Genomic DNA, 20,424 nt, shown 5'->3' on the forward strand with positions numbered 1-20,424 from the left:
CTCTTCCTAAAAACCCGCTAGAAACATTGATTTATATAGTCTTTTGGTCCTTTTAAAATTGTTCGGACGGAAGACATGTTTTAACCGAACAATTTTTTAAAGGATAAAGTATACGAATACAATTGTTAGGCCGGCCTAACAATTTGTTTAAACAATCACATTATATAAAACTGTGTTAAACATGCAGAAAATATAATAGATATTTTATTTGTTCATTGTAGTTTTTTATTGCTATTGAAATAGAAAAAGACCGACAAAAATTATATTTGTCGGTCTTTTGTTTAGAATGATAATTTCTTTTTTACTGGTTGTGAATCGGTAGCAACTTCTACTTCAGGTTCAGCACCAAAATTCAATTTTTTCTTTTTAGGCTTTTCTTCTTGTACTGAATCATCAAATGCAAAAAGTTTATTTAATACAGCATTTGATTTCTTAGAATTAGCTTGCTCACGTTCTTCTTTAATTCTAGTAATCTCATCAATAATATCACTCACACGTTTTGGCAATGGTAGTCCTGCAACAACTGAATAGAATTTTACTATATCCTCTTCTTTTTTCGTTGTATGTTTATTAACATATGGAGCTATAGGACGTTCGTCTACATATGGAGTTCTATCTTTTAAGAAGTTTTCCATTTGGTTAAGGAAAGAGAAGTTATATAATCGACCTGCTCGTAGCGGTGATGTAACAATAGATAGTGCACTCTTTTTAGCGCTTTCTAGTTCTTCTCTTTCTGTATCGTATAAAACACCTTTTTCTAGTGCGTTCCCTAATTGAGTCAAGTAACCTAGCGGGTTTTCAGTGTCTAATTGATTTGATTTTAGTTCTAGTTTTGCTAATGATAAAACGCCTGGTGTATTAATTACTTGGGCAAATTCACTCGCATCAAAATGTGTATCAGAAAACGGTGTAAATGATGAAGTTACTAAGTTAATCTCATGTAATGCATCAGCAATATATTTGTTACTATAGCTAGTATATTCGTTTGCTAAAGCACTTGGATTTTCCTCTTCAAATTTTCTATATAGTTTAGCGTTATCTATTAATACAATTGAGCCAAATGCTTCTTGGTTCATTGCAATACTACGAATGCGTGAAGTTGCGTTTTCTAATACTTTTAAAGCCTCTGCATCACGTGGTAAAGTTAGTAATAATCCAAAATTGTAATCATGTTCATATAGCATTTCAATTGCCTTTAATAGAGCTCCAGTTCCTGTTCCCCCACCAAGACCACAAGTAATCCAAATGAAATCACGATCTTCAAATTCTTGCTTAACCGCTTCGAAAATCTTTGTTTCATGCTTTACAAATGCTTCCTCACCAATCTGTGGATTACGAGCTGCACCCTGCTCATATCCTTCTAACTGTATTTTACGTACATTTCCACCATTTTTAATCTCAATTTTGTTAAAATCTTGACTATTTGTATTAACAAGAATCGCACGATATGGATATTTGTTATTTTTAATTTGAGTTTCTTTATTTGCACACTCCGCTGCGATTGCGCATCCACCCATACCTAGTCCTAAGAATCCAAATTTCAAACTAATATTTCCTTGGCTTTCGATTTCTGAAAAATTGCCTGCCATATGTATATCCTCCTCAAATATTTATTTTAGTTGTTTTTCTCAACTCGTTTTTCCAATTCCTTAATTAAAACATTTCCTAGATTTGTAACGTCATAAATTCGAACACGTCCTATTGCTTTGAAAGATATTAACCCTGCTCCTTCAAGTCTTGCAGTCATAATATCCAAAGCATATCGCGATGGAAGTATTTTTTTACCCTCATAATCTTTCTCATTTTCAATTTGATATTCTTTATGATATTGGTTGATATAATCCCATAACTTTTCTTTGTTCATTGCGCCCTCTGCGTATAGTACACGTAAAGCCCATATCCCATCATTTAAATTCTCACAGAGTACATCAATAATCTCACTACTACTCATTGATATATTAGACAATAATTTCACACCACCTTTAATAAATAATAAATTTTATCTATAGGTACAAAAAGACAAGATAATTATACGGAATTTAATGCCGTTATAAAAGCCGTAGATACTTCGGTATATATTTCCGAAGTATCGTATACATTAACTATAATACATCTACGAATGATAATCAAGAACCTTATTAGATCAATGCCTTAAATACTTCCGTAATAATTACCGTAATTAATATTTTTAATGTTACGTACTTATTGCGGTAATAAATACAGAAATGAATACGTAACAATTATCAAAGATTCATCTAAATGAGTGAAAAATTATATAAAATTTGTAGCTTGATTCACAGAATTTGGAGGTGTTTTTGCACATAATCAATTGTTGATCACACTCACCCGACTAATCACCGCTCGATAATATAGATATTATTGGTTTGTAGCTAAATAAATGAGCAGTGAACGATTGAGTGATCAGGCTTAAAAACTCATGATATTTTACGGAATCTGCAAAGGGGTTCTTTTAGTTTCCATAGAATTTTTATATAATGTATTATAGGACAAGCATCATATAGTTAGGTGGTGAGCAAATGATTGATGAACAGTTAAGCGATGGTTATTATCGAGTATCTGAAGTAGCAACCATGCTTGATATTCCTGAAAGTACTCTTCGTAGATGGTTGAATGATTTTGATGAGTACTTGAACATTAAAAAAGAACGCCAACTTAAATATGTTCATGAGGATAGTATTGATACAGTAAAGAAGATAAAACATTATTATTCTGAGTCAAAGAAAAAGCACGAAATTGTTGGGCTTTTAGATATGGATCCGACGGTTATTCGTAATGTTTATGCTGAAGATGTTGACGGTGATGGTGAACCAAAAGAAACTTCATTAGTGAAAACACAACAGGTCAATCCAGACTTTATAGAAGCTTTGACGGAAAAAATTACTGAAGAAGTTACAGCTAAAGTGACTGAAGAATTAACAAAACAAAACATGGAGTTCTTCGCTGCGGTGGCTAAACAAAGTCAGGATAATTTTGATAGAATTAATAAGCGTTTAGAGGAACGTGACGAAAAGTTAATGAGCACTATACGATTAATACAAGAACAAAAAAGTGCAAATGCTCAGCGACAAGAGACTACTGAGCAAAAAGGCGGCTTTTTCTCTAAGCTTTTTGGAAAAAAATAAAAAGGCTATCATTTGATAGTCTTTTTATTTTTTATCCTTAATATCATTTCTAAAGCCTAGTTCATTGATAAACAATAGGATTCATTCACAACTATGTTTTTAAACTACAATAATCATGGCACTTTGGTTTATTTCGCTTTGTTATTTTACAAAATAAAGCATTTTCTAATCTTATTTCTTCCAATCCTTAAAATCGGCATACTTCTTATATTCTTTTTCAACTACGCCCATATACCATTTATTATCACTTTCAGGTCTAGATGGTTTATTGTTATATTCATTAATGTCTCCGTCTGCATTTAGCCATTGAGGATTATTAGAAGCATATTTGTAGATGAATTGTCTGGCTTCTTTTAATGAATCAAATTCTCCTAAATACAACTTAGATTTTGCAACTCTGTATCCATATACGAAATAAGTTGTTTCATGTTCTCCTAATGTTTCGAAAAAAGGTTTTGGTATTGAATCAATTTTCTTCATTTATATCCTCCTATATAATAATAGTTTCATTTTACTTGATTAGTAGAATGAAACCTAAAAAATAGTTTACCAGCCAAGCCGATTTATAAGAAATGCATAGTTTTCCATCTAAAACTCGCATTTATAAACAACCATTCAATCAATCGCTAGTCATTCGCCCCTGGCAAAATAAGATGATTGACCGGTGATTAATTGACTGATTATAACTTCGTTTAATACAATAAAACCAACCGACCAATCATCACTCAATCTATTGTAAATAACAGTGGTTTATTTGTATAGGTGACTGGCGATTAGTTGAGTGATTGTAGATGAAGGTGATGGGGATTCCACCATTTGTATACTTTTGTAATGGGATATTTGTTAATTGAGCGGCAATCAGGTGGATGATCAGCGGATATTTAAGTTGTTCTTGCTGGTATTGAATTGAGTTTTGATTGAGCGTCGCTCAATGAGGTGGTTGAGTGGTAGTTTTCATTCATAGTCATTTAGCAAAGGTCATACTTTTAAAAATATCACCTTGCAACCATGAAAAAAACTATATATGATGTAGTTACTTTAATAATTTTGTATTTTTCTAGATGTGGATTTATTGATAATTGTAAATTTGTATAAATAATAAATTAAATATAATAAAGCAAAAAAGGTTCATCAGCCCAATGAAATAGCGCCAACTATTTCATTGTGGTATACCGCAAACCAAAACGCCAAAAATATGTTCCAGAAACTGCGGTAAACAAAGCCAATAAACCTTTTTATTTTGCATGAAATTATAAGGTAATTTTACTGTATCTTATGTATTTGTGCAACTTAAAAAGGGGATTTCTTGCGTATTTTTAGGCATTGTTTACCGTTGTTATACAAGTATTACTTTTTTTAAGAGAGTAGTATTTTTGTATCCGTGGTATGACAGTGCCTTTTTCTGCTCTTTCGAAAGGAGTTAGCAACATTATGCATACGCAAATGGCTTTTTCCCAACAGAACTTTAAAGTTCATGGGGTTAAGTTTTTTGATGGACTATTGAACATCGTAAAACTAGAAAATGAAAGAAAAGAGTTACCATCTTCAGCTTTAGCTACTTACATCTTGCTTCACTTTGAATGCAATGATATAGGGATGCTACCACGTGAATTTCAAATAATGGATCTTGCTAAGAAAAGTGGGATTCCCTACACAACAATTTATACGGGTTTTCAAGTTTGTTTGGAGCGAAATCTTGTAAAAGAAACACTTGTTGGAAATCGTACTGTATATGAAATTGTAGAGTATGCATTGTATAACCATACTGCTTCGGAAACTTCAAATATGTCAGGTATAACACTTTCGTATTTCCGAATTCCATTTCATCTTATCCAAACAATGATACTGAGTAGTCTAGTAAAGGCTCGTGATAATAGGGGAATTTTGTTCCTTCTAGATTTAATCAACACTTTTTCAAGAAAAGTGGGTATGGAACATCATAAACATAATATTGATGAGTTCCAGATCACAAGAAGAATGGCTTTCTTAAAAGAAAGATTAAAGCGTAATGCAAAAAAAGTACGTAAATACATAGAAATTATAAAACCTATTGTGCAATTTACTGCAATTGATTCTAAAGAGAAAAATTCTAATGAATCACGAATTACAAGTATAAGAAAACAGGTAAAACAAATCATCATTGAGAAGTTTAGTGTGGTGTTTTCTTCAAACTGCGTAATAGAAAATGATAAAAAAGAATTACATAGACCAATAGCAAAGTGCAGAAAAGAAGCAGTGTCTCGTTTAAAGCATATGGGACAAGCGTTACGAAAAAAAGATAAAGAAAATATAATGACTGCATTTATACAAGAAATTGTTGATCACGCAATCTATTTACCAACAAAACAAAAACAAAATGAATTACTAATTTACGCAATGACTTATGCATTAGATCAAGTTGAAAGTTGCACAAAAGAGCAAGAAATATTCTCTATTCCAGCATTTATGCGTGTACAGTTTAGAGATTCATGGACGGATTTTAAAGAAAAAAGCTTATCTGTAGAAGAAAGACACGATACAAGGATAAATTATTATAAGAAAAATGGTGTTTATCCTGACTTTGTGTAATTTTTAAAAAATAAATACAGCAACCCTTGTTAAAAAATCACTTAAAAGCAAGGGTTATTTGGCATGTTCTTTACTTTGAAGACATGCTTTTTTATTTAGGAAAATGTTTCTACGAGCATTTTTACGCAAGTATATAAGCTGTTAACGCTGCGTTTGAATACGATTCGGTTTGTTTATAAATCGATTCAATACTTGTGATTATCTTAATAATATTATTATAGACTTGTGAATTCTGAGTAATATGGTATTTAACTTCTTAATTTGTGATATATATGATGTGAGAATTGTTTGTATTGGGGATATTACGATAAGGATTTTATCTTAAAAGCAAGGAACGTATGTAATACAAGGTTTTAGAGGTATTTGCTGAATCTCTTTATAATTAATTATTGAGTTTAGTTATATATATTACTTGTTGTTTGTATATAAAATACTTGTGATTATTTATATATAATTACCTGAAATTTTTAAAATTAAATACATAGAAAAATCGTGAAAAAGAATTAAATATGTGTTCACAAGGAATCATTTAAGGTATTGACTTTTAAATTTCATAGCTGTATTCTTAAATCTGAACAACAATTAACTAAGAGAAATATACAAATTAATAGATTTAATCTTTAGCTAAACGGACACACCGAAGGCACATAACCTGCCATCGGTGTGTCTTTTTTTGTATAAATATCAAAAAAAGGGAGAATTTGAACTATGAATGAAATTGTAAACATGAGTAAAGAGAGATTTACAAAGTATTGTGAAGACAATACAGCATTTGAGGAGAATATTAGTCGCATTATTAATCACTATTTTTTATTACTTGGGAATAAAGCAAATATATTACAAGAAAGAGAATTTAATAACGAAATTGAAGAAAAAACGTTTAAAAAAAATGTAAAGCGTTTTGAAACTCTATTCCCTGCAGCTGTTAAGAATGCATTTTTAAAAGGGTATCAAGTATGTCTAGAGTTTATACAGCATCCTGAAACACAAATACCTGAGAATTTATATACTGATCCGAATTTTATAAAAGACATTCCTTTTGCCCTAGCAAATGCATCTGAATATGAATTGTACGAAATCATTCGAACAGATGAAACACAGGAATTTAGTGTGTTTGCTATACGAACATATGAGGGAATTCGTCCTTTATTAGAACAAGTATTTTGTGAAGTTGCATACAGTGGTGCTGAATATGCTTTTGAACATGAACGATTAGAAAGAGGATTTGAATTAGTGAAAGGTGATACCACTTTATTAACCAAAGTTCCTGTAGATCGTTTCTTCTCAATTACGCCTTCTGTAAACGGAGTTGTTGTGCATGCGGAAGAGCATTGCGAGATTTGGACTTTAAATTGGAATAGCAAAGTAACCATTGATAATCCTTTTATTGAGGTTGCTGAAGTTACATTTATTCATCAAACAAAGGATATGATTCAAAAGAATATTGAAGATGGTGTTTTATACTACAGCTTTCTTTATCTTGATACACCATTACATGAGATACAAGATCGATTAGAAATACGAGTAAAACTAAATTCTGATTTTGGGGCTCCACGTCCAATGGAACAAGTTGAATTGCAGTATATTCTGAATGAGATTATTGGGATGGTTCATCTTCAGGCACAAATTCCAATTGAAAATATGATTTTAATCCAACGTTAGAGTTTGTAGGAGGTTCACTATGGTAAAAAAAATCGTTTTAGCTATTAGCGATACTGTATATACGGCATATTTACGTGAGGATTTTATTGGTGCGGGATTTGAAGTAGCTGATAGTGATGTGATGCACATCAAGTACCTAGATGAAATTCTAGATACGGAACAGCCCAATATTCTATGTATTAATGACAAACGATTAAATATTGATGCGGGACATGAAGAGAAACGTGAATTGATTATCTTACAGAAATTAAGGGATATTCGCTTTAATCGGGATATTCGTATTGTGGTATTTACAGAGCGTGAAAATGATGATGAGTTTTTGGCGAAACTGATTTATCTAGGTATCTATGACATTTTTAACTCTCGTAAAATTGATATTGATAATAAAGTCATCCCGCAGCTACTACAGGAATCGGATATTAAAAATGTAGCGGAAATTGTAGGAGCAAGTCAGGCACCGCAACAAACAAAGTTTCCCGAGGTTCCTGTTGATGATGAAGAAGAAGCATCAAGTGAATTAGAGGAAGGCGGCGACAGTGAACCTGCCTCTAATTCCAACAAACTATTTAAAAACAAACAAAAGCGTAAGTCTGTTTCAGAGAAGATGCCAAAAGCACCAATTATAAAAAAACAGTATAAATTGGCATTTGAGCCGGTATATGAAAAACAAATCGGTATTGCTATTCCAAGAAGAACAATTGTTGTGGCCAGCATGAACAGGAGAAGTGGTGCTACTTTTGTTTCACATCTTTTAGCTGCTTACTTAAATGAACTACAGATTGATGTGAATTATATAGAGAATCTATATGATGATGGTTATACGTATCCGTTATTAAAGGGATATACTGAGGCACCAGAAAACTATCGTAGTGAATTTATGTTGCAGAGATTTAAAGAGATGCTACAGAAGGAATCTGATATATTATCAATTCCAAAATGGAAGCAAGGCAAAATAAATTATATTGTAAAGAATCCTATCGTGGATCAAGAACTAAAAAACGAGACAGAGCAGGATTTTGACCATTTTATTAAGGTTTTATTGGCGAATCAAGAAGCACCTATATCTATTATTGATGCGGGGAGCGATTGGGATAAAGATTTATACCATGAGATATGTGAAATGGCAGATTACATATTCTTTGTAGCCGAACCCGATCTACATCAATTGCTAAAGATAGCACATCCTCTTACACAAAAGGAGAGAAAGCTTGTTTCTTACTTAGCTTTAGAGAAAACGAGAATCATTGGGAATAAGTTTTCTCCTGCACTTTTAAAGCATGAGATAGTAGAAGAATGTTTTGGAGATAAGGTATTAACTGCTTTAGCATCATATGAGATAGAGGATGTATTTGAATCTCAATTAGATAGTAGTACGTTACTATCTAGTCGGAACTATTATAAAGAGCTTGAAGGAATAATGAAGGAAATAGCAGAGTTATTGCTGCCAAACCAATTGTTGAACCAAAAGAAAAGTTCTATTTTAAGTGGATTTCGATTTCGTAAGTCTGAAAATTAAGGAGGGATGAAGAAAGATGCAAAAATTTATTATAGGTGCTGCCTCATTATTATTATTTGTTGGTTGTTTATTCTTAATGACAGATATGATTATTGGAGATACAACACACACAGATAATAAGTCTGCATTAGAACGTGCTGGAAGTACAGCAATGGATAAATCCGTAAAAGTAGGTGTTTTACGAGCGCAAGAAGAAATTGCTATTGAACCAGAAATCGCAAAGAAAGAATTTGAAAAGTCTTATAACCAAAATGCAACATTTAAGGATCCGGCATCAAAACGAGAGTTTTCTGTACATGCTGTACAAGAACAACCTGCAATGATTGCGGTTGAAGGAGAAGCCGAAGCTGCTAGTTATACTAAACAATTTGATGAAAAGAAAGGCAGCATTAAGAGTAACGCAAAACACATATTTATTTATGAAGCAGATTCTGACAACAAGAAAGCTGGAGGAAACGTGAAATAAATAAGAAAAAGTAGGTGTGTAAGAAATGCAAAATACAGTAACAACAGCGCTTTTTCTAACGCTTTCTTTATTATTGATAACTCTTATACCAGAAGGTGTACTGTATGGAATGCAGTTAGTAAAGGCGCATGATTTTGCTTCTAGTACAGTAGAGTTAGCAGAACAAACAGGTGGTTTTCAGTACACATATGAAGGAAAAAATGTAAATCTAATTCCTGATATAGAGAAGAAAATGAAAGAGCAGAATATGGATGGATGGAAATATGAATATACTAAAGGGCGCGTAGATCATAATCAGCCATTAAATTTTAAGATAAAAGCTGAACATCACTTCTTTATTTTTAAAATGATAGGGATTGATAGTGTGAAAGCACCAATATGGGCTAATAAAGATGGAATGGGACAAATTTATTTCCGTTGAAAATATCAATATGTATAAAAAGAGGTAAAAACTATACTGAAAAGTGTAGTTTTTTTACTAGAAATATATATTTATAAATAAATATATAAAAATACTTTACAAGCCTATTTCTATATGGTAATATTTACCATATAGAACAGTGGTTATAAAAAACGTTAATTTATAAATTTATATGTTAAATTATCTGGATTTTATATTTAAATTCGGTACAATAAAGTAATCTATGAAAAAATTAATATATTTGGAGGAATAACAATGGCAAACAAATTTTTAAAAACAGCAACAGCACTAACAATAATGGGTACATCTTTATTAGGAACAGGAGCATTTACAGCGAAAGCTGCTGATAACACAGATTCACTAAAATTCAATGATGTTCCAGCAAATCACTGGTCTACAAAAGCGATTTATGATTTAACAAATCGTAAAGTAGTGCAAGGGTACGGAAATAATATCTTTGGTTTTGGTGACAATGTAACTCGTGGGCAAGTTGCACGTATGATTTATATGTACGTAAAACCAACAGATGCAGATGCTAGCTTCAAAAATCCGTTTACTGATATTAAAGGACATTTGTTTGAAAAAGAAATCTTGGCACTTGCTAAAGCAGGACTTGTAAATGGATTTGGTGATGGAAAATATGGTCCAGATGATATTTTAACTCGTGAACAAATGGCACAAGTGCTTACAAATGCTTTTAAATTTAAGGCAACGAAAACAACAAAATTTGTAGATGTTGATAAAAACTCATGGGCATTAAAAGCAATTAGTGCATTAGAAGAAAATGGCGTTACTATTGGTACAGGAGGTAATATGTACTCACCATATACACATGTAACCCGTGAACAATATAGCCAGTTCTTATATAACTCTATTAATGCAGTTGAAAAAGAAACAAAACCAGAAGTGAAGCCAGAGACAAAACCAGAAACAAAACCAGAGACAAAGCCAGAAACTAAGCCAGAGACAAAACCAGAAACTAAGCCAGAGACAAAACCAGAGACAAAACCAGAGACAAAACCAGAGACAAAACCAGAGACAAAACCAGAGACAAAACCAGAGACAAAACCAGAGACAAAGCCAGAAACAAAACCAGAGACAAAGCCAGAAACAAAACCAGAGACAAAGCCAGAAACTAAGCCAGAGACAAAACCAGAAACTAAGCCAGAGACAAAACCAGAAGTACCTAAAGGGTTCGATCCAGATCTTGTACAACCAGGTTTTAAATATTATCCAGAAGCATTAGAAAGTGTATATGCACAACCACATTTTACTCCAGAAGCTCAAAGTATCTTGAAAGAAATTAATAAAAAATATAATACAAATCTTAAATATAAGGATTTACTTGGTAGTGTACATATAATGGACGATGGTATGTATTATCCTAAGGGGTCATATGTAGGTGGACAGTTTGCTGTTGGTGGGACAAAGGACGATTTTGAAATTGTTTTTGTAGATAATCAGCCAGCAACTGTAGAGCTAACAAAACGATGGGTTACATATTTAACTGGTTTAAATTTAGATAAAGAAATTCAAGAAACAATTGATGCAGATAATATAAATAATTATCAAAAAGGTAATTATAAAATTCGTGTTGGACAAACTATGGCAATTGATACAATGTATATTCAAATTAAAGCTAATTAATGTTACAATATAACTATCATCTTAAAAACTAAATATAACATTTTAACAAAGATACGGAAAGGACACACCTAACGTACCAGCCCATGGTACAGGTGTGTCCTTTTTTTTATATTCTAGGAGGAAAATATAATGAAATTAAAAAGAAATTTATTACTAACGTTATGTACTTCAACAATGTTAATGGTTCCAACTATAGCAAGTGCGAAAAATGCTGATATTCCTTTTTACAATGGAAATGACGATACATTTATTTCTTCTCAATTACAAATGCCAGGTAAATATTTTCGCCCTGGAAGTGGGTTTGACCCAGTAAAAACATTATATAAAGCAGATATACATTATCCAGCGGTTTATAATGGTTCTTTTAATTGGGATAATCCTAGACAAAATCTAGTACAAGGTGAAGATAGTTCCGAGCCATTTGTAAGAATTGCAAATGAAGGGTATTTTAATAATTCAGTTCCGGTCGGTGATCGTATGGTAACAGAAATAGAACGTGTAAATGCATCTGTTATTAAAGATAAATATTGGGGAAATACAGATTTTGTTTTAAAAAATATAATTCCAAATAAAATTTCTGGGGCTGTAGATTTAAAGAGTTTTGGAGAATTTTATTGGATTCGAGATATGGCATATCTTTCTGGTGGATATGCGGGTGCTGGGGCTGTAGAAGGGGTTAATAAATATAGTTTATGGTATGTGCGTACAAGTAAACCGGAAATAAAAGATTTTAAAGCCAAGAGTGGAAAAAAAGATGTCCCTGTTAAATTTATATTTAACGGTTTTGAGTATGTAAGTAAAAATAAAGGATACAATGACCGAGATCCTAATGGAACAACAGTAAACCCTTATCAAAAAGCTGCTGGAGAACGGAACCGAGTTAAATGGATATTAGATATTACAAAAGATGGTGAAACCGTGTATCATCAAGAAAATTATCTGCGTTCAACTCCACAAAAAGATAATCAAAAACTCAATGAAGGTGATGCAGGGCAATTTAAGTCAGAAGAACTAAAGTGGCAGCCACAAATGTGTGGTCGATATACTGCGAAAATTAAAGTCCTTGATGCTGTTCAGAGGGAATCAAATGAGAAAGCTGTTGATTTCACCATAGATGGTAACTGTGGTACTGAAGTAACACCTAACCCAGATCCAGGAGATGAAGATGATTTTAAATATAAAATTGATTTTTCTGCTGATCGAATTGAAGGAGAAACAGCAAGAGAAGGAAAGAATATTAAAACAAGAGTAGATGTATCACGTGATAATTTTAAACCAGAGCGTGATCAATATAGAGCAAAGGTAAACAACAATATTAATAAATCGCAACAAGAAGTAAATAGTTCTGAATCGGAAAGAGATAGCGCTCAATCTAGTCTAAGTTATTGTCGCCGTAATCCAATTCATGAGGTAGATGCCGAGGGAAAGGATCACTATTATGATAGAGACTGCTCTTGGGAAGAAAATAAATTAGATAGTGCGGCAAGTAAGCTAGATAATGCAAGACAGAAGTTAGAAAAAGAGAAGAATAAAATTAAAAAGTTAGATGTATTAGAAGAAAAATATACGAATCCTGAAACAGTAGTTGCGTTAAAACATAACGGACAACAAGTAGCTTTACAAAAGGTAAGATTAACTGAGGGAGAAAAGAAAACACTAAACTTGGATTGGCAACATAAAGGGAAGGGAACCATTCAGGCGGAAATTAACCCTGCTGGTAATCGTCTAGATATAGAAGAAACCACATACAAAAATAATCCTATTAAAACAGCAATTTATGAACCTTCAAGAGAAAAGGCTATGTGTGGAGTGACGAGAGTAAAAGGTGTAGTAGAAACAGTAAGCGAGCGTGTGTCGAAAGAAGATACAGCGGGAGAAATGTTCTATGAAACATTAAGTGGAAGTATTGATAATCTATCACCTTCTAAACTTCATAGTGGCTATGGCTTTTCGTATCAAGTAAATGGAACATATAAAAATCAGTGGAATGAAAATTATCCTGGTGTTTTTACAGCAGCAACGGCACAATATCCATTTGCAGATGAAGGGCTAAAAACATCACAAGATTTAGAGGCAATTTCTAATACTGGATTAGCATCAAGATTCCAACCTAAAAATATGTATATGTCTGAAATAACAGGACATGTTTTCGATAGCAAACGACCAACTAAGTCTCTATATTGGGATGGTCAAGAAAAAATTATTGATGGCCAACGCAAATGGTATGCGCCATTAAAAACGAAAGATGGGAAATATGCGTTCAATGTTGAAACAAAACCAGCAGGCATAAATGAAATGAGCTTGTGCCTGACAAGTGAGGTAGAAATTAAAGGGGTCGCATACGATGACTTTAAAAAGAGAAGGGTGCTTGCAGATCTTCCATTTCCTGTACAAACACCAGGCTGGAACTGGGTTGGAAAGGAACATATTATTACTGATTTATCAAACTGGTACTATATGAAGAATAGAAAATAGTTAAGTAGTATTGTATAATAGGTTGAATTGATACAATACTATATCCATCTTAAACTAGTAGCTGAATGGATAAACCAAAGGCACATCCCTTAATGGGATGTGCCTTTTTTTCATAGAAAGGGGAAATTAGAGTGGATAAAAAGAAAAAACAACGTGTTAGACGTGTAATTATTATGGGGGTTGTCGCAATTATTGTATCGCTATACATTGGAAACGAATTTCAGGATCGGAATGGGAAGAGTTATGCTCCTGCAAAGTATTTTGAGACAGGAACAAAATTAATTTCATTTTAATAATAATTTTGTCTCTTTTATCAACTATCGTGAACAAGTCTGCATGACATGTACTAAAGTTGATGTTATAATATGTGTAGAAGTATTACAAAGATAGTTTTTGCATAAACTAAAGAAGACGAAGTGCTGGTAACACTTCGCCTTATGTAACTGCTACCGCAAGGTGGATGGTTGCTAAAAAAGAGTTTATTTTTTCTTAGAATCACCCTTCAAACGCTTGCCGGCATTGTGGGTGGTTCTTTTCGTTTTTCGTCGCTTTTTTTGTGTTTGTTTCCAAGACGTTGATAGGGATTTCCCTACTCGTTTTGCTACAAATACAGCGACTTCTCTAGCAATTACTTTCAAAATTTCAATTGCTATCGTGAAAAGTATATCCATTCGATCACCTCCTTTCTCCATAAAATGAAAGAGAAAGGAAAGCAACCGACCACCCTGAAATATTCAGTTACGTTAGATTAATTATACCATATTTTTGAGGTGTTTAATAGCTTGAAAACCTTGATATAACAACGTTTTAAGGCGATTTTTATTTTTGTAATTAGAATTTTAGAATGGTGAAAATAATTTTTTTTTAGAAATGATTGACATAAAACTCTATATATCATAATATTGAAATTGTAATATTAAAGAAATCAAATCCAACATTTTCATATAGACTTTAGATTAGCTAAAAGGACACACCTAAGGCGCATTATGCCATAGGTGTGTCCTTTTTTTGCGTTTAAAGGCTACATAAGGAGGAATACAAACATTGAAGCCATCTAAGTTTCAAAAGAAGCAGATTGCTGCGGTAGGTTTAGCTGCTGCAACAGTAGCGGGTATCTATGGGTACAATCATTTCGCAGTCGAAAATGCAGTAAAACCAACAAAGATTGTTGTAGCCGCAAAGGATATACCTGCGCATACAGAGATTAAAGAAGACATGCTAGTGGAACGAACATTACCTGGTGATGCGATTCCCCCCAATGCATTACGTGCAAATAAAAAAGAAGTGGTAGGTAAGTGGACAAATGATGGGCAGCCCATTACAGAAAATAGCTATCTCTTTAAAAACAAAGTAGTAAAGAAAGAAGAGTTACCGGACTCTGCCATTTTAAATTTGAAAGATGGCGAAGTTGCATTCCCGTTACTCGTTGATTTGGAAACAAGTTCAGGTAATAGTATCATCCCTAACACTTATGTGGACTTATATTTTAAGCAGGTTGTGAAGGACGGGGACAATGAGAAGGTAGTATTCGGTGGTCTTTTCCAAGGTGTACGTGTTACGGCTGCAAAGGATAGCAATACAGAAGATGCATTTGTATTAGAAAAGAAAGAATCAAAAGAGGAACAAGAAGGAAAACAAAAGCCAAAGGTCACGCGATTATATACACTGGCTGTTTCACCTGAACAGCTTCAATACTTAAATCGTGCAAAAACGCTGGGAGACGTAATTCCTGTTGCATTCGGACAAAAAGTAGAACAAACAGGGAAAGAACTAGAACCTGCTGAAGGATTCTCACAAATATCTGATCAAAAGAACATTTTAGACTATGTAGAGAAGCATTCGACCAATCCAATTTCTAAAAACGTAAAAAAGTATGTAGCGCAGTATCTGAACGAATCTAAGTAAGAAAGGAGTTTTTAAGATGGATCGGCAAGTAAGAATCGTTGCCTTTTATGCCACAAATGAAAACGTAGGAAAAAGTACGTTAAGTATTACGATGGCAAATGAGTTAGCTCATCTAGGGAAAAAGGTGCTTTATGTAGAAGCGGACCAAGTAAGACCAAGTTTTGCGGTTGGAACTGGTCTTAGCCATGAGAGTAAAAACATACTAGAGCTTGTAAGAAAAGAAAATGAATACAATCTCTTGCAGTATATTTGTACCAAGCAAGATTTGCTAGAGAAAAAAGTGAATCCAAGATTGATACAAAAATTGCACGATAAGATGGATTTTCTGGTATTTCCATCAAGTTATAGTTTGGCTCAATTCCCAGAGATTCAAAACAAAGAATTGTTCGTAACGACATTTATCGAATCACTAGTAGATACAGAATACGATTATATCATTCTATCGGTACCAACTGAATTATCCGAGGTGCTAAGTTATCCGATCCTATATCAATCAGACCTTGTTGTTCATGTACTAAATGGCAACCCTCGTGGTGCGTTAGCGATTAAACGCGAATTACAACTAATAGAAGAAGCAAAGCTAACATTACCTCGAATGATTCATGTGTTAAATATGGCAGATGAGAATTATGTAGAAGATATTGAAAAGCTTTCTTCTCAAAACATTGCAGTGACAATTCCGTATGACAGAGATCGGACGAGTTACGAATGGGGGATGCAATTTGGTTCCCCACAAATCAATACAAAGGTCCATCACATTATGGAAGCAGCTGGTCTTGATATTTCATTCCAGCATACAGCCTCTATGAAAAAGGGTCTCTTTGGTTTAAGAAATTAAAAGGAGGCAGTAGTATGTGGGGCTATTTACAAGAAAAACAAGTCGCCTTAAAGCGCAATCGAGTGGATTTATATCACTTTGGTTATAGGATACGTTCCAAATCGGCTCGAAAGTTAGGAACAACTACAGCTCAACAGATTAAAGATATAACGGATGAAATTCGTGCATTTTTAGTAAAAGACCATCGTGATATCCTAAGTGAATCCTTTATGAATAAAGAAAAAAGAGCAGCTGTAGAACAAATCATTAAAAGCTTTTTATTGAGTAATCAGGTTGTCATTTCAGAAGTACCTTCTGAACAATTACTAAATATGGTGTGTGACGAAATTGTGGGGTTTGGGATTATAGAACCTTTAAAAGAAGATAAGGATGTAACGGATATTTATATCAATGGCACAAAAGAAATCATTTACGAAAAAATTGGAGAGGGAGAATGTACATTTCCTTACCGATTTGAGACGGAAGAAGAAGTGAAAGCTCTAGCTTATAAGATGGTAAACAGTACATCAGAGTCATTAAATACAGCAAAGCCGTATGTGGACTGCGTATTTCCGTATATACGTATCAATATTGCTTTAGATGAACTTGGGGGACTCGGAACAACAATAACGATTCGTAAGAATGCGGATCACCTTCGTGCCTCTGAAGAGCGTATGTTATCTACCAATCAAGCATCGAAAGAAATGCTGAACTTTTTGGCTGCAGCTGTGAAAGCCAAAATGAATATTCTAGTTGCTGGAGCTACAGGTACCGGAAAATCAGAGTTTATGAAATATCTTGCTTCTCACATTCCGAAAGGAAAGAAAAAAGAACGTACTCTTGTAGTAGAAGATAACCCTGAATTATATTTGCATCGCATTTTTCCGGAACATCATTTTGTTCCGATGCAGTGTAGGGCATCCGAAGTTGAAGAAAATGCAATCGATTTTGATAGGTTGTTAACAAATGCTTTACGTCAAGGACCAAAACGTTTAATCGTAGGGGAATCGAGGGGGAAAGAAGCATTGAAAATGATTAACTTCTTCCAAACAGGACATCCTGGTTTCACCTCTGTCCATGCAAGAAGTGCAAAAGAAGCAGTTAGACGTTTAATGCTCATGTGTCTGCAAAGTGGTGCGAATATCGATGCTCAGTATTTATATGAATTAATCTCACAGACATTTGATGTGATTGTCTTTTTAGAAAAGAAAGATGATGGAAATCGCTATATTACAGAGATGATTGAGTTATTGGATTATCAAGATGATATACAGTTCAATCAGCTTTCTCAATTTATCCCTTCGGGTGAGGAATATGATGAAATGAATGAAAGAGTAGGAAAGATTCATGGAGATCATATCATTACAGCCAAGATGTCAGTTGAAATGGAGAAGAAATTCCGTTCTTCTACTGTAAATCCAGCTCTTTATGCACCATTCCTTTCAAAACAGGAGGTGCAATATGCATAGTCTATTAGCTTATGGATGTATATTTTTAATCTTTATTAGTGTAGGATTGCTTGTTTTACTTTTTGCAAAATCTAAAGGTTCTGCTCTCTCTCAATTTGTACAAGAAAACGAAAAAGAAGAAAGGCGCTTGGAATTAAGGAATATTAAAGGGATACGAATGTATCTACCACAATCCGTTATCCAAGAAGCCCAAAAGTACGAATGGAAATTGACGAAAAGTATGTACTGGGTATATACGATTCTTTCTGGGATGAGTATTGCAGCAGTATTCTATTTTTCTTTTGGTAAAGATCCTTTTACACTGATTACCGTTTTATCTGGATTTTTAGTTCCAAGGTTTCTTCTTTATCGAAGAAAAAAACGTTACTACTTGGTTGTCATTGACCGTCTTTCTATCTATATGAAAGCAGTAGCAAATGCACTTCAAATTAGTAACAATGCAAAACGGGTGTTAGTTCAGGTCAAACCAATGATGCATGAAAGTATTCAAGAAGAAATAGAAAAAGTTTCTCTTTTATTAGAAGGTGGAACCACAATGCATCGTGCATTTAGAGGATTCAATGAAACGTTTAACTTTAGAGAATTGGTTTTCTTCCATGAAATGTTGGAAGTGTGCAGCCGAGAAGGTGGAACAAATTCAGTTCAAGTCTTACTAGATATTGCAGAAGATTTCGAAAAACAAAAGCTATACCTGGCAAGATTGCGTTCTAGTTTGTCGCAAGCACAACGTGCCTTTGTACAGAACTGCTTAATTGTCATTGCTATGCCGATTGTTATTATGTTGATGTCAAAAGAAGCATATGGATTTTTAGCAGGTTCTATGATGGGAAAAATCGCGTTAGCGGTAAATATGTTCATTGTCTTTTTCTTAGCAACCCGTGTAGAAAAGATTGCAAATTATAACCCAACAGAAAGAGGGGAATAAGGTGGCTACGATTTTAGCTGTAGTGGTATTCGTTGTCATGTACTGGGTATTCTCTACCTTTCTACAAAGTAAAAAAGATAGCGGTAGCTTACTTACGAACTATGTAGAAAATGCAAAACGAATTGAAAAGAAGAATTTAAATCAGATGATGCTCGCGCCCTTCCAGTCGTTATCACATAAGTACCTGACAGAAGAAAAGAAAGAGCAGATTCAGAAAAAATTAGAAGAAGCTGGCCTGGATACGAAACCAGAAGAATATTTAAAGATGAAGGTAGCATATCCCATCATTTTCACCTCTGTTTTCTTGATATGTACGGTGTTCCATGATTACTACATATTTAAAGTGGGAGTTTTGATTTCACCACTGCTTTACTTCTATCCTGATTATCTATTAAAGAGAAGAATCAAGCAGGCGATAGAAGCTAGGAAGTTCGAATTACCAGAGTATCTAATTCCTATGCTGCAGCTGTTAAAAACACATACAACATTAGAAGCAGTAAAAAAGGCAGAGATATATGCTGGAAGACATCTTCGTCCGTATGTATCTACACTTACTGCGGAATTAGAAATGTATGCTGGCTCGGATCAACCATTTCGAAACTTTGCTGCTGCTTTAAATAGTCCAGAAGTAAATACCTTTACGATTGCATTGCAACAAGTGCAAAAAACGGACAAGGTACAGAGTCTTCGTATTATGGATGCACAGATTAAAATGATGCGTGAGTTAAAACATGAGAACTATAACCGTCTCATTCAAAATAAGCCGATGGAAATGAATAAATTTAACGTCGCAGTTATTGGATGTATTGTGATTTATCCAATGGTGATTGTTATTCAATCCTTAATGCAAGGATTTGCAAGTTTATAGTAGATGTTATCAAAAATGGAATAGGTAAAGGAGCATTACACATGTTAACAAAAATGAAGAATTGGTTAAAAAACGAAGACTCACAATTATCATCAGAAAACGGTATGTTAATCGCGTTAGCGGTGATTATCGTATTAGTAATTGGCCCGTTTGTATGGAAAGCAATTCAAGGCGGGTATGATACAATTCTAGCTCGATTTACAAAAGCATCAAACAATGCAGATGTGAATTCTTGGAACAAGTAATAGAAGTTTTAGATGAATGATGTTTATTACGTATAGCTCAAATAAATGGAGAAGGGAGATTCAATCATGTTAGCAAAAATGAAAAATTGGTTAAAAAATGAGGATTCGCAACTATCATCAGAAAACGGTATGTTAATCGCTCTGGCGGTAATTATCGTATTAGTAATTGGCCCATTTGTATGGAAGGCGATCCAAGGTGGTTATAATACGATCCTGGCAAGATTCACAAAAGCATCAAGCAATGCAGACGTAAATTCTTGGAATAAGTAATTAAAGATTTAAATAGATAAGTTCTAA

General features: G+C 33.6%; 20 protein-coding genes. 16 read left to right on the forward strand and 4 right to left on the reverse strand.

Annotation, left to right across the window (positions count from 1 at the left end; all coding sequences use genetic code 11):
* Nucleotides 1-281: 281 nt before the first annotated feature.
* Together repX and MKY21_RS30335 are read right to left on the reverse strand one after the other, a co-directional pair.
* A complete protein-coding gene (gene repX, locus MKY21_RS30330; protein WP_341078515.1) occupies nt 282-1,589 on the reverse strand; it encodes a plasmid replication protein RepX in 1,308 nt (435 codons plus the stop codon).
* A gap of 26 nt (nt 1,590-1,615) precedes the next feature.
* Nucleotides 1,616-1,951, reverse strand: coding sequence for a hypothetical protein (locus MKY21_RS30335; RefSeq protein ID WP_000098928.1), 336 nt, complete (start codon nt 1,949-1,951; stop codon nt 1,616-1,618).
* Nucleotides 1,952-2,537: 586 nt separating this feature from the next.
* Between MKY21_RS30335 and MKY21_RS30340 the strand changes: the two genes are divergently transcribed.
* On the forward strand, nt 2,538-3,143 hold the full coding sequence (locus MKY21_RS30340; protein ID WP_000564670.1) for a DUF3967 domain-containing protein: 606 nt from the start codon (nt 2,538-2,540) through the stop codon (nt 3,141-3,143).
* Between the two features lie 171 nt (nt 3,144-3,314).
* Here MKY21_RS30340 and MKY21_RS30345 read toward each other — a convergent pair whose 3' ends face one another.
* Nucleotides 3,315-3,623, reverse strand: coding sequence for a hypothetical protein (locus MKY21_RS30345; RefSeq protein WP_050822527.1), 309 nt, complete (start codon nt 3,621-3,623; stop codon nt 3,315-3,317).
* 951 nt (nt 3,624-4,574) lie between these two features.
* On the opposite strand from MKY21_RS30345, the gene MKY21_RS30350 reads away from it, so the two are divergent.
* From MKY21_RS30350 to MKY21_RS30385, 8 genes are all read left to right on the forward strand, one after another.
* Nucleotides 4,575-5,711 (forward strand): hypothetical protein, encoded by a 1,137-nt coding sequence (locus MKY21_RS30350; RefSeq protein ID WP_098587371.1) that lies wholly within the window; start codon nt 4,575-4,577, stop codon nt 5,709-5,711.
* 708 nt (nt 5,712-6,419) lie between these two features.
* The gene (locus MKY21_RS30355; protein ID WP_341078523.1) at nt 6,420-7,373 is read left to right on the forward strand and encodes a hypothetical protein; all 954 of its coding nucleotides are present in this window, start codon (nt 6,420-6,422) and stop codon (nt 7,371-7,373) included.
* A 19-nt stretch (nt 7,374-7,392) separates the two neighbouring features.
* Nucleotides 7,393-8,889 (forward strand): hypothetical protein, encoded by a 1,497-nt coding sequence (locus MKY21_RS30360; protein WP_341078526.1) that lies wholly within the window; start codon nt 7,393-7,395, stop codon nt 8,887-8,889.
* 16 nt (nt 8,890-8,905) lie between these two features.
* Complete coding sequence (locus MKY21_RS30365) at nt 8,906-9,355, forward strand: hypothetical protein (protein ID WP_098209464.1); 450 nt, start codon at nt 8,906-8,908, stop codon at nt 9,353-9,355.
* 25 nt (nt 9,356-9,380) lie between these two features.
* On the forward strand, nt 9,381-9,776 hold the full coding sequence (locus tag MKY21_RS30370) for a DUF4320 family protein (RefSeq protein WP_001181745.1): 396 nt from the start codon (nt 9,381-9,383) through the stop codon (nt 9,774-9,776).
* Nucleotides 9,777-10,031: 255 nt separating this feature from the next.
* Nucleotides 10,032-11,423, forward strand: a complete 1,392-nt coding sequence (locus MKY21_RS30375) for an S-layer homology domain-containing protein (protein ID WP_341078530.1) — start codon at nt 10,032-10,034, stop codon at nt 11,421-11,423.
* Nucleotides 11,424-11,552: 129 nt separating this feature from the next.
* The gene (locus MKY21_RS30380; RefSeq protein WP_341078533.1) at nt 11,553-13,898 is read left to right on the forward strand and encodes a hypothetical protein; all 2,346 of its coding nucleotides are present in this window, start codon (nt 11,553-11,555) and stop codon (nt 13,896-13,898) included.
* A gap of 131 nt (nt 13,899-14,029) precedes the next feature.
* On the forward strand, nt 14,030-14,191 hold the full coding sequence (locus MKY21_RS30385) for a hypothetical protein (protein ID WP_153600992.1): 162 nt from the start codon (nt 14,030-14,032) through the stop codon (nt 14,189-14,191).
* Between the two features lie 186 nt (nt 14,192-14,377).
* Here the strand turns inward: MKY21_RS30385 and MKY21_RS30390 are convergent, their stop codons facing one another.
* Nucleotides 14,378-14,569, reverse strand: a complete 192-nt coding sequence (locus tag MKY21_RS30390; RefSeq protein ID WP_097892326.1) for a hypothetical protein — start codon at nt 14,567-14,569, stop codon at nt 14,378-14,380.
* 373 nt (nt 14,570-14,942) lie between these two features.
* Between MKY21_RS30390 and cpaB the strand changes: the two genes are divergently transcribed.
* From cpaB to MKY21_RS30425, 7 genes are all read left to right on the forward strand, one after another.
* Nucleotides 14,943-15,803: a Flp pilus assembly protein CpaB gene (cpaB, locus tag MKY21_RS30395; protein ID WP_341078540.1), complete on the forward strand. Its 861-nt coding sequence runs from the start codon at nt 14,943-14,945 to the stop codon at nt 15,801-15,803.
* Nucleotides 15,804-15,819: 16 nt separating this feature from the next.
* The gene (locus MKY21_RS30400) at nt 15,820-16,641 is read left to right on the forward strand and encodes an AAA family ATPase (protein WP_153600990.1); all 822 of its coding nucleotides are present in this window, start codon (nt 15,820-15,822) and stop codon (nt 16,639-16,641) included.
* Between the two features lie 14 nt (nt 16,642-16,655).
* Nucleotides 16,656-18,089, forward strand: coding sequence for a CpaF family protein (locus MKY21_RS30405; protein WP_341078546.1), 1,434 nt, complete (start codon nt 16,656-16,658; stop codon nt 18,087-18,089).
* Nucleotides 18,082-19,014: a type II secretion system F family protein gene (locus MKY21_RS30410; RefSeq protein WP_341078548.1), complete on the forward strand. Its 933-nt coding sequence runs from the start codon at nt 18,082-18,084 to the stop codon at nt 19,012-19,014. The genes MKY21_RS30405 and MKY21_RS30410 overlap by 8 nt, the downstream gene beginning before the upstream one ends.
* A 1-nt stretch (nt 19,015) precedes the next feature.
* Nucleotides 19,016-19,882, forward strand: a complete 867-nt coding sequence (locus tag MKY21_RS30415) for a hypothetical protein (RefSeq protein WP_193533682.1) — start codon at nt 19,016-19,018, stop codon at nt 19,880-19,882.
* Between the two features lie 41 nt (nt 19,883-19,923).
* Entirely contained in the window at nt 19,924-20,127 is a 204-nt protein-coding gene (locus MKY21_RS30420) for a hypothetical protein (RefSeq protein ID WP_000956352.1), read from the forward strand.
* Nucleotides 20,128-20,193: 66 nt separating this feature from the next.
* The gene (locus tag MKY21_RS30425) at nt 20,194-20,397 is read left to right on the forward strand and encodes a hypothetical protein (protein ID WP_341078556.1); all 204 of its coding nucleotides are present in this window, start codon (nt 20,194-20,196) and stop codon (nt 20,395-20,397) included.
* Nucleotides 20,398-20,424 lie beyond the last annotated feature (27 nt).

It is taken from the genome of Bacillus sp. FSL R9-9497 (assembly GCF_038005805.1).
GTDB classification, from domain to species: domain Bacteria; phylum Bacillota; class Bacilli; order Bacillales; family Bacillaceae_G; genus Bacillus_A; species Bacillus_A cereus.

Excerpts from the sequence above, each read along its gene's own strand:
- MKY21_RS30335 (WP_000098928.1), bottom strand. The coding sequence starts at position 1,951 with ATGAGTAGTAGTGAGATTATTGATGTACTCTGTGAGAATTTAAATGAT.
- MKY21_RS30410 (WP_341078548.1), top strand. The coding sequence starts at position 18,082 with ATGCATAGTCTATTAGCTTATGGATGTATATTTTTAATCTTTATTAGT.
- MKY21_RS30390 (WP_097892326.1), bottom strand. The coding sequence starts at position 14,569 with ATGGATATACTTTTCACGATAGCAATTGAAATTTTGAAAGTAATTGCT.
- MKY21_RS30425 (WP_341078556.1), top strand. The coding sequence starts at position 20,194 with ATGTTAGCAAAAATGAAAAATTGGTTAAAAAATGAGGATTCGCAACTA.
- MKY21_RS30340 (WP_000564670.1), top strand. The coding sequence starts at position 2,538 with ATGATTGATGAACAGTTAAGCGATGGTTATTATCGAGTATCTGAAGTA.
- MKY21_RS30345 (WP_050822527.1), bottom strand. The coding sequence starts at position 3,623 with ATGAAGAAAATTGATTCAATACCAAAACCTTTTTTCGAAACATTAGGA.
- repX (WP_341078515.1), bottom strand. The coding sequence starts at position 1,589 with ATGGCAGGCAATTTTTCAGAAATCGAAAGCCAAGGAAATATTAGTTTG.
- MKY21_RS30370 (WP_001181745.1), top strand. The coding sequence starts at position 9,381 with ATGCAAAATACAGTAACAACAGCGCTTTTTCTAACGCTTTCTTTATTA.
- MKY21_RS30365 (WP_098209464.1), top strand. The coding sequence starts at position 8,906 with ATGCAAAAATTTATTATAGGTGCTGCCTCATTATTATTATTTGTTGGT.
- MKY21_RS30400 (WP_153600990.1), top strand. The coding sequence starts at position 15,820 with ATGGATCGGCAAGTAAGAATCGTTGCCTTTTATGCCACAAATGAAAAC.
- MKY21_RS30380 (WP_341078533.1), top strand. The coding sequence starts at position 11,553 with ATGAAATTAAAAAGAAATTTATTACTAACGTTATGTACTTCAACAATG.
- MKY21_RS30360 (WP_341078526.1), top strand. The coding sequence starts at position 7,393 with ATGGTAAAAAAAATCGTTTTAGCTATTAGCGATACTGTATATACGGCA.
- MKY21_RS30420 (WP_000956352.1), top strand. The coding sequence starts at position 19,924 with ATGTTAACAAAAATGAAGAATTGGTTAAAAAACGAAGACTCACAATTA.
- MKY21_RS30350 (WP_098587371.1), top strand. The coding sequence starts at position 4,575 with ATGCATACGCAAATGGCTTTTTCCCAACAGAACTTTAAAGTTCATGGG.
- MKY21_RS30375 (WP_341078530.1), top strand. The coding sequence starts at position 10,032 with ATGGCAAACAAATTTTTAAAAACAGCAACAGCACTAACAATAATGGGT.
- MKY21_RS30405 (WP_341078546.1), top strand. The coding sequence starts at position 16,656 with ATGTGGGGCTATTTACAAGAAAAACAAGTCGCCTTAAAGCGCAATCGA.
- MKY21_RS30355 (WP_341078523.1), top strand. The coding sequence starts at position 6,420 with ATGAATGAAATTGTAAACATGAGTAAAGAGAGATTTACAAAGTATTGT.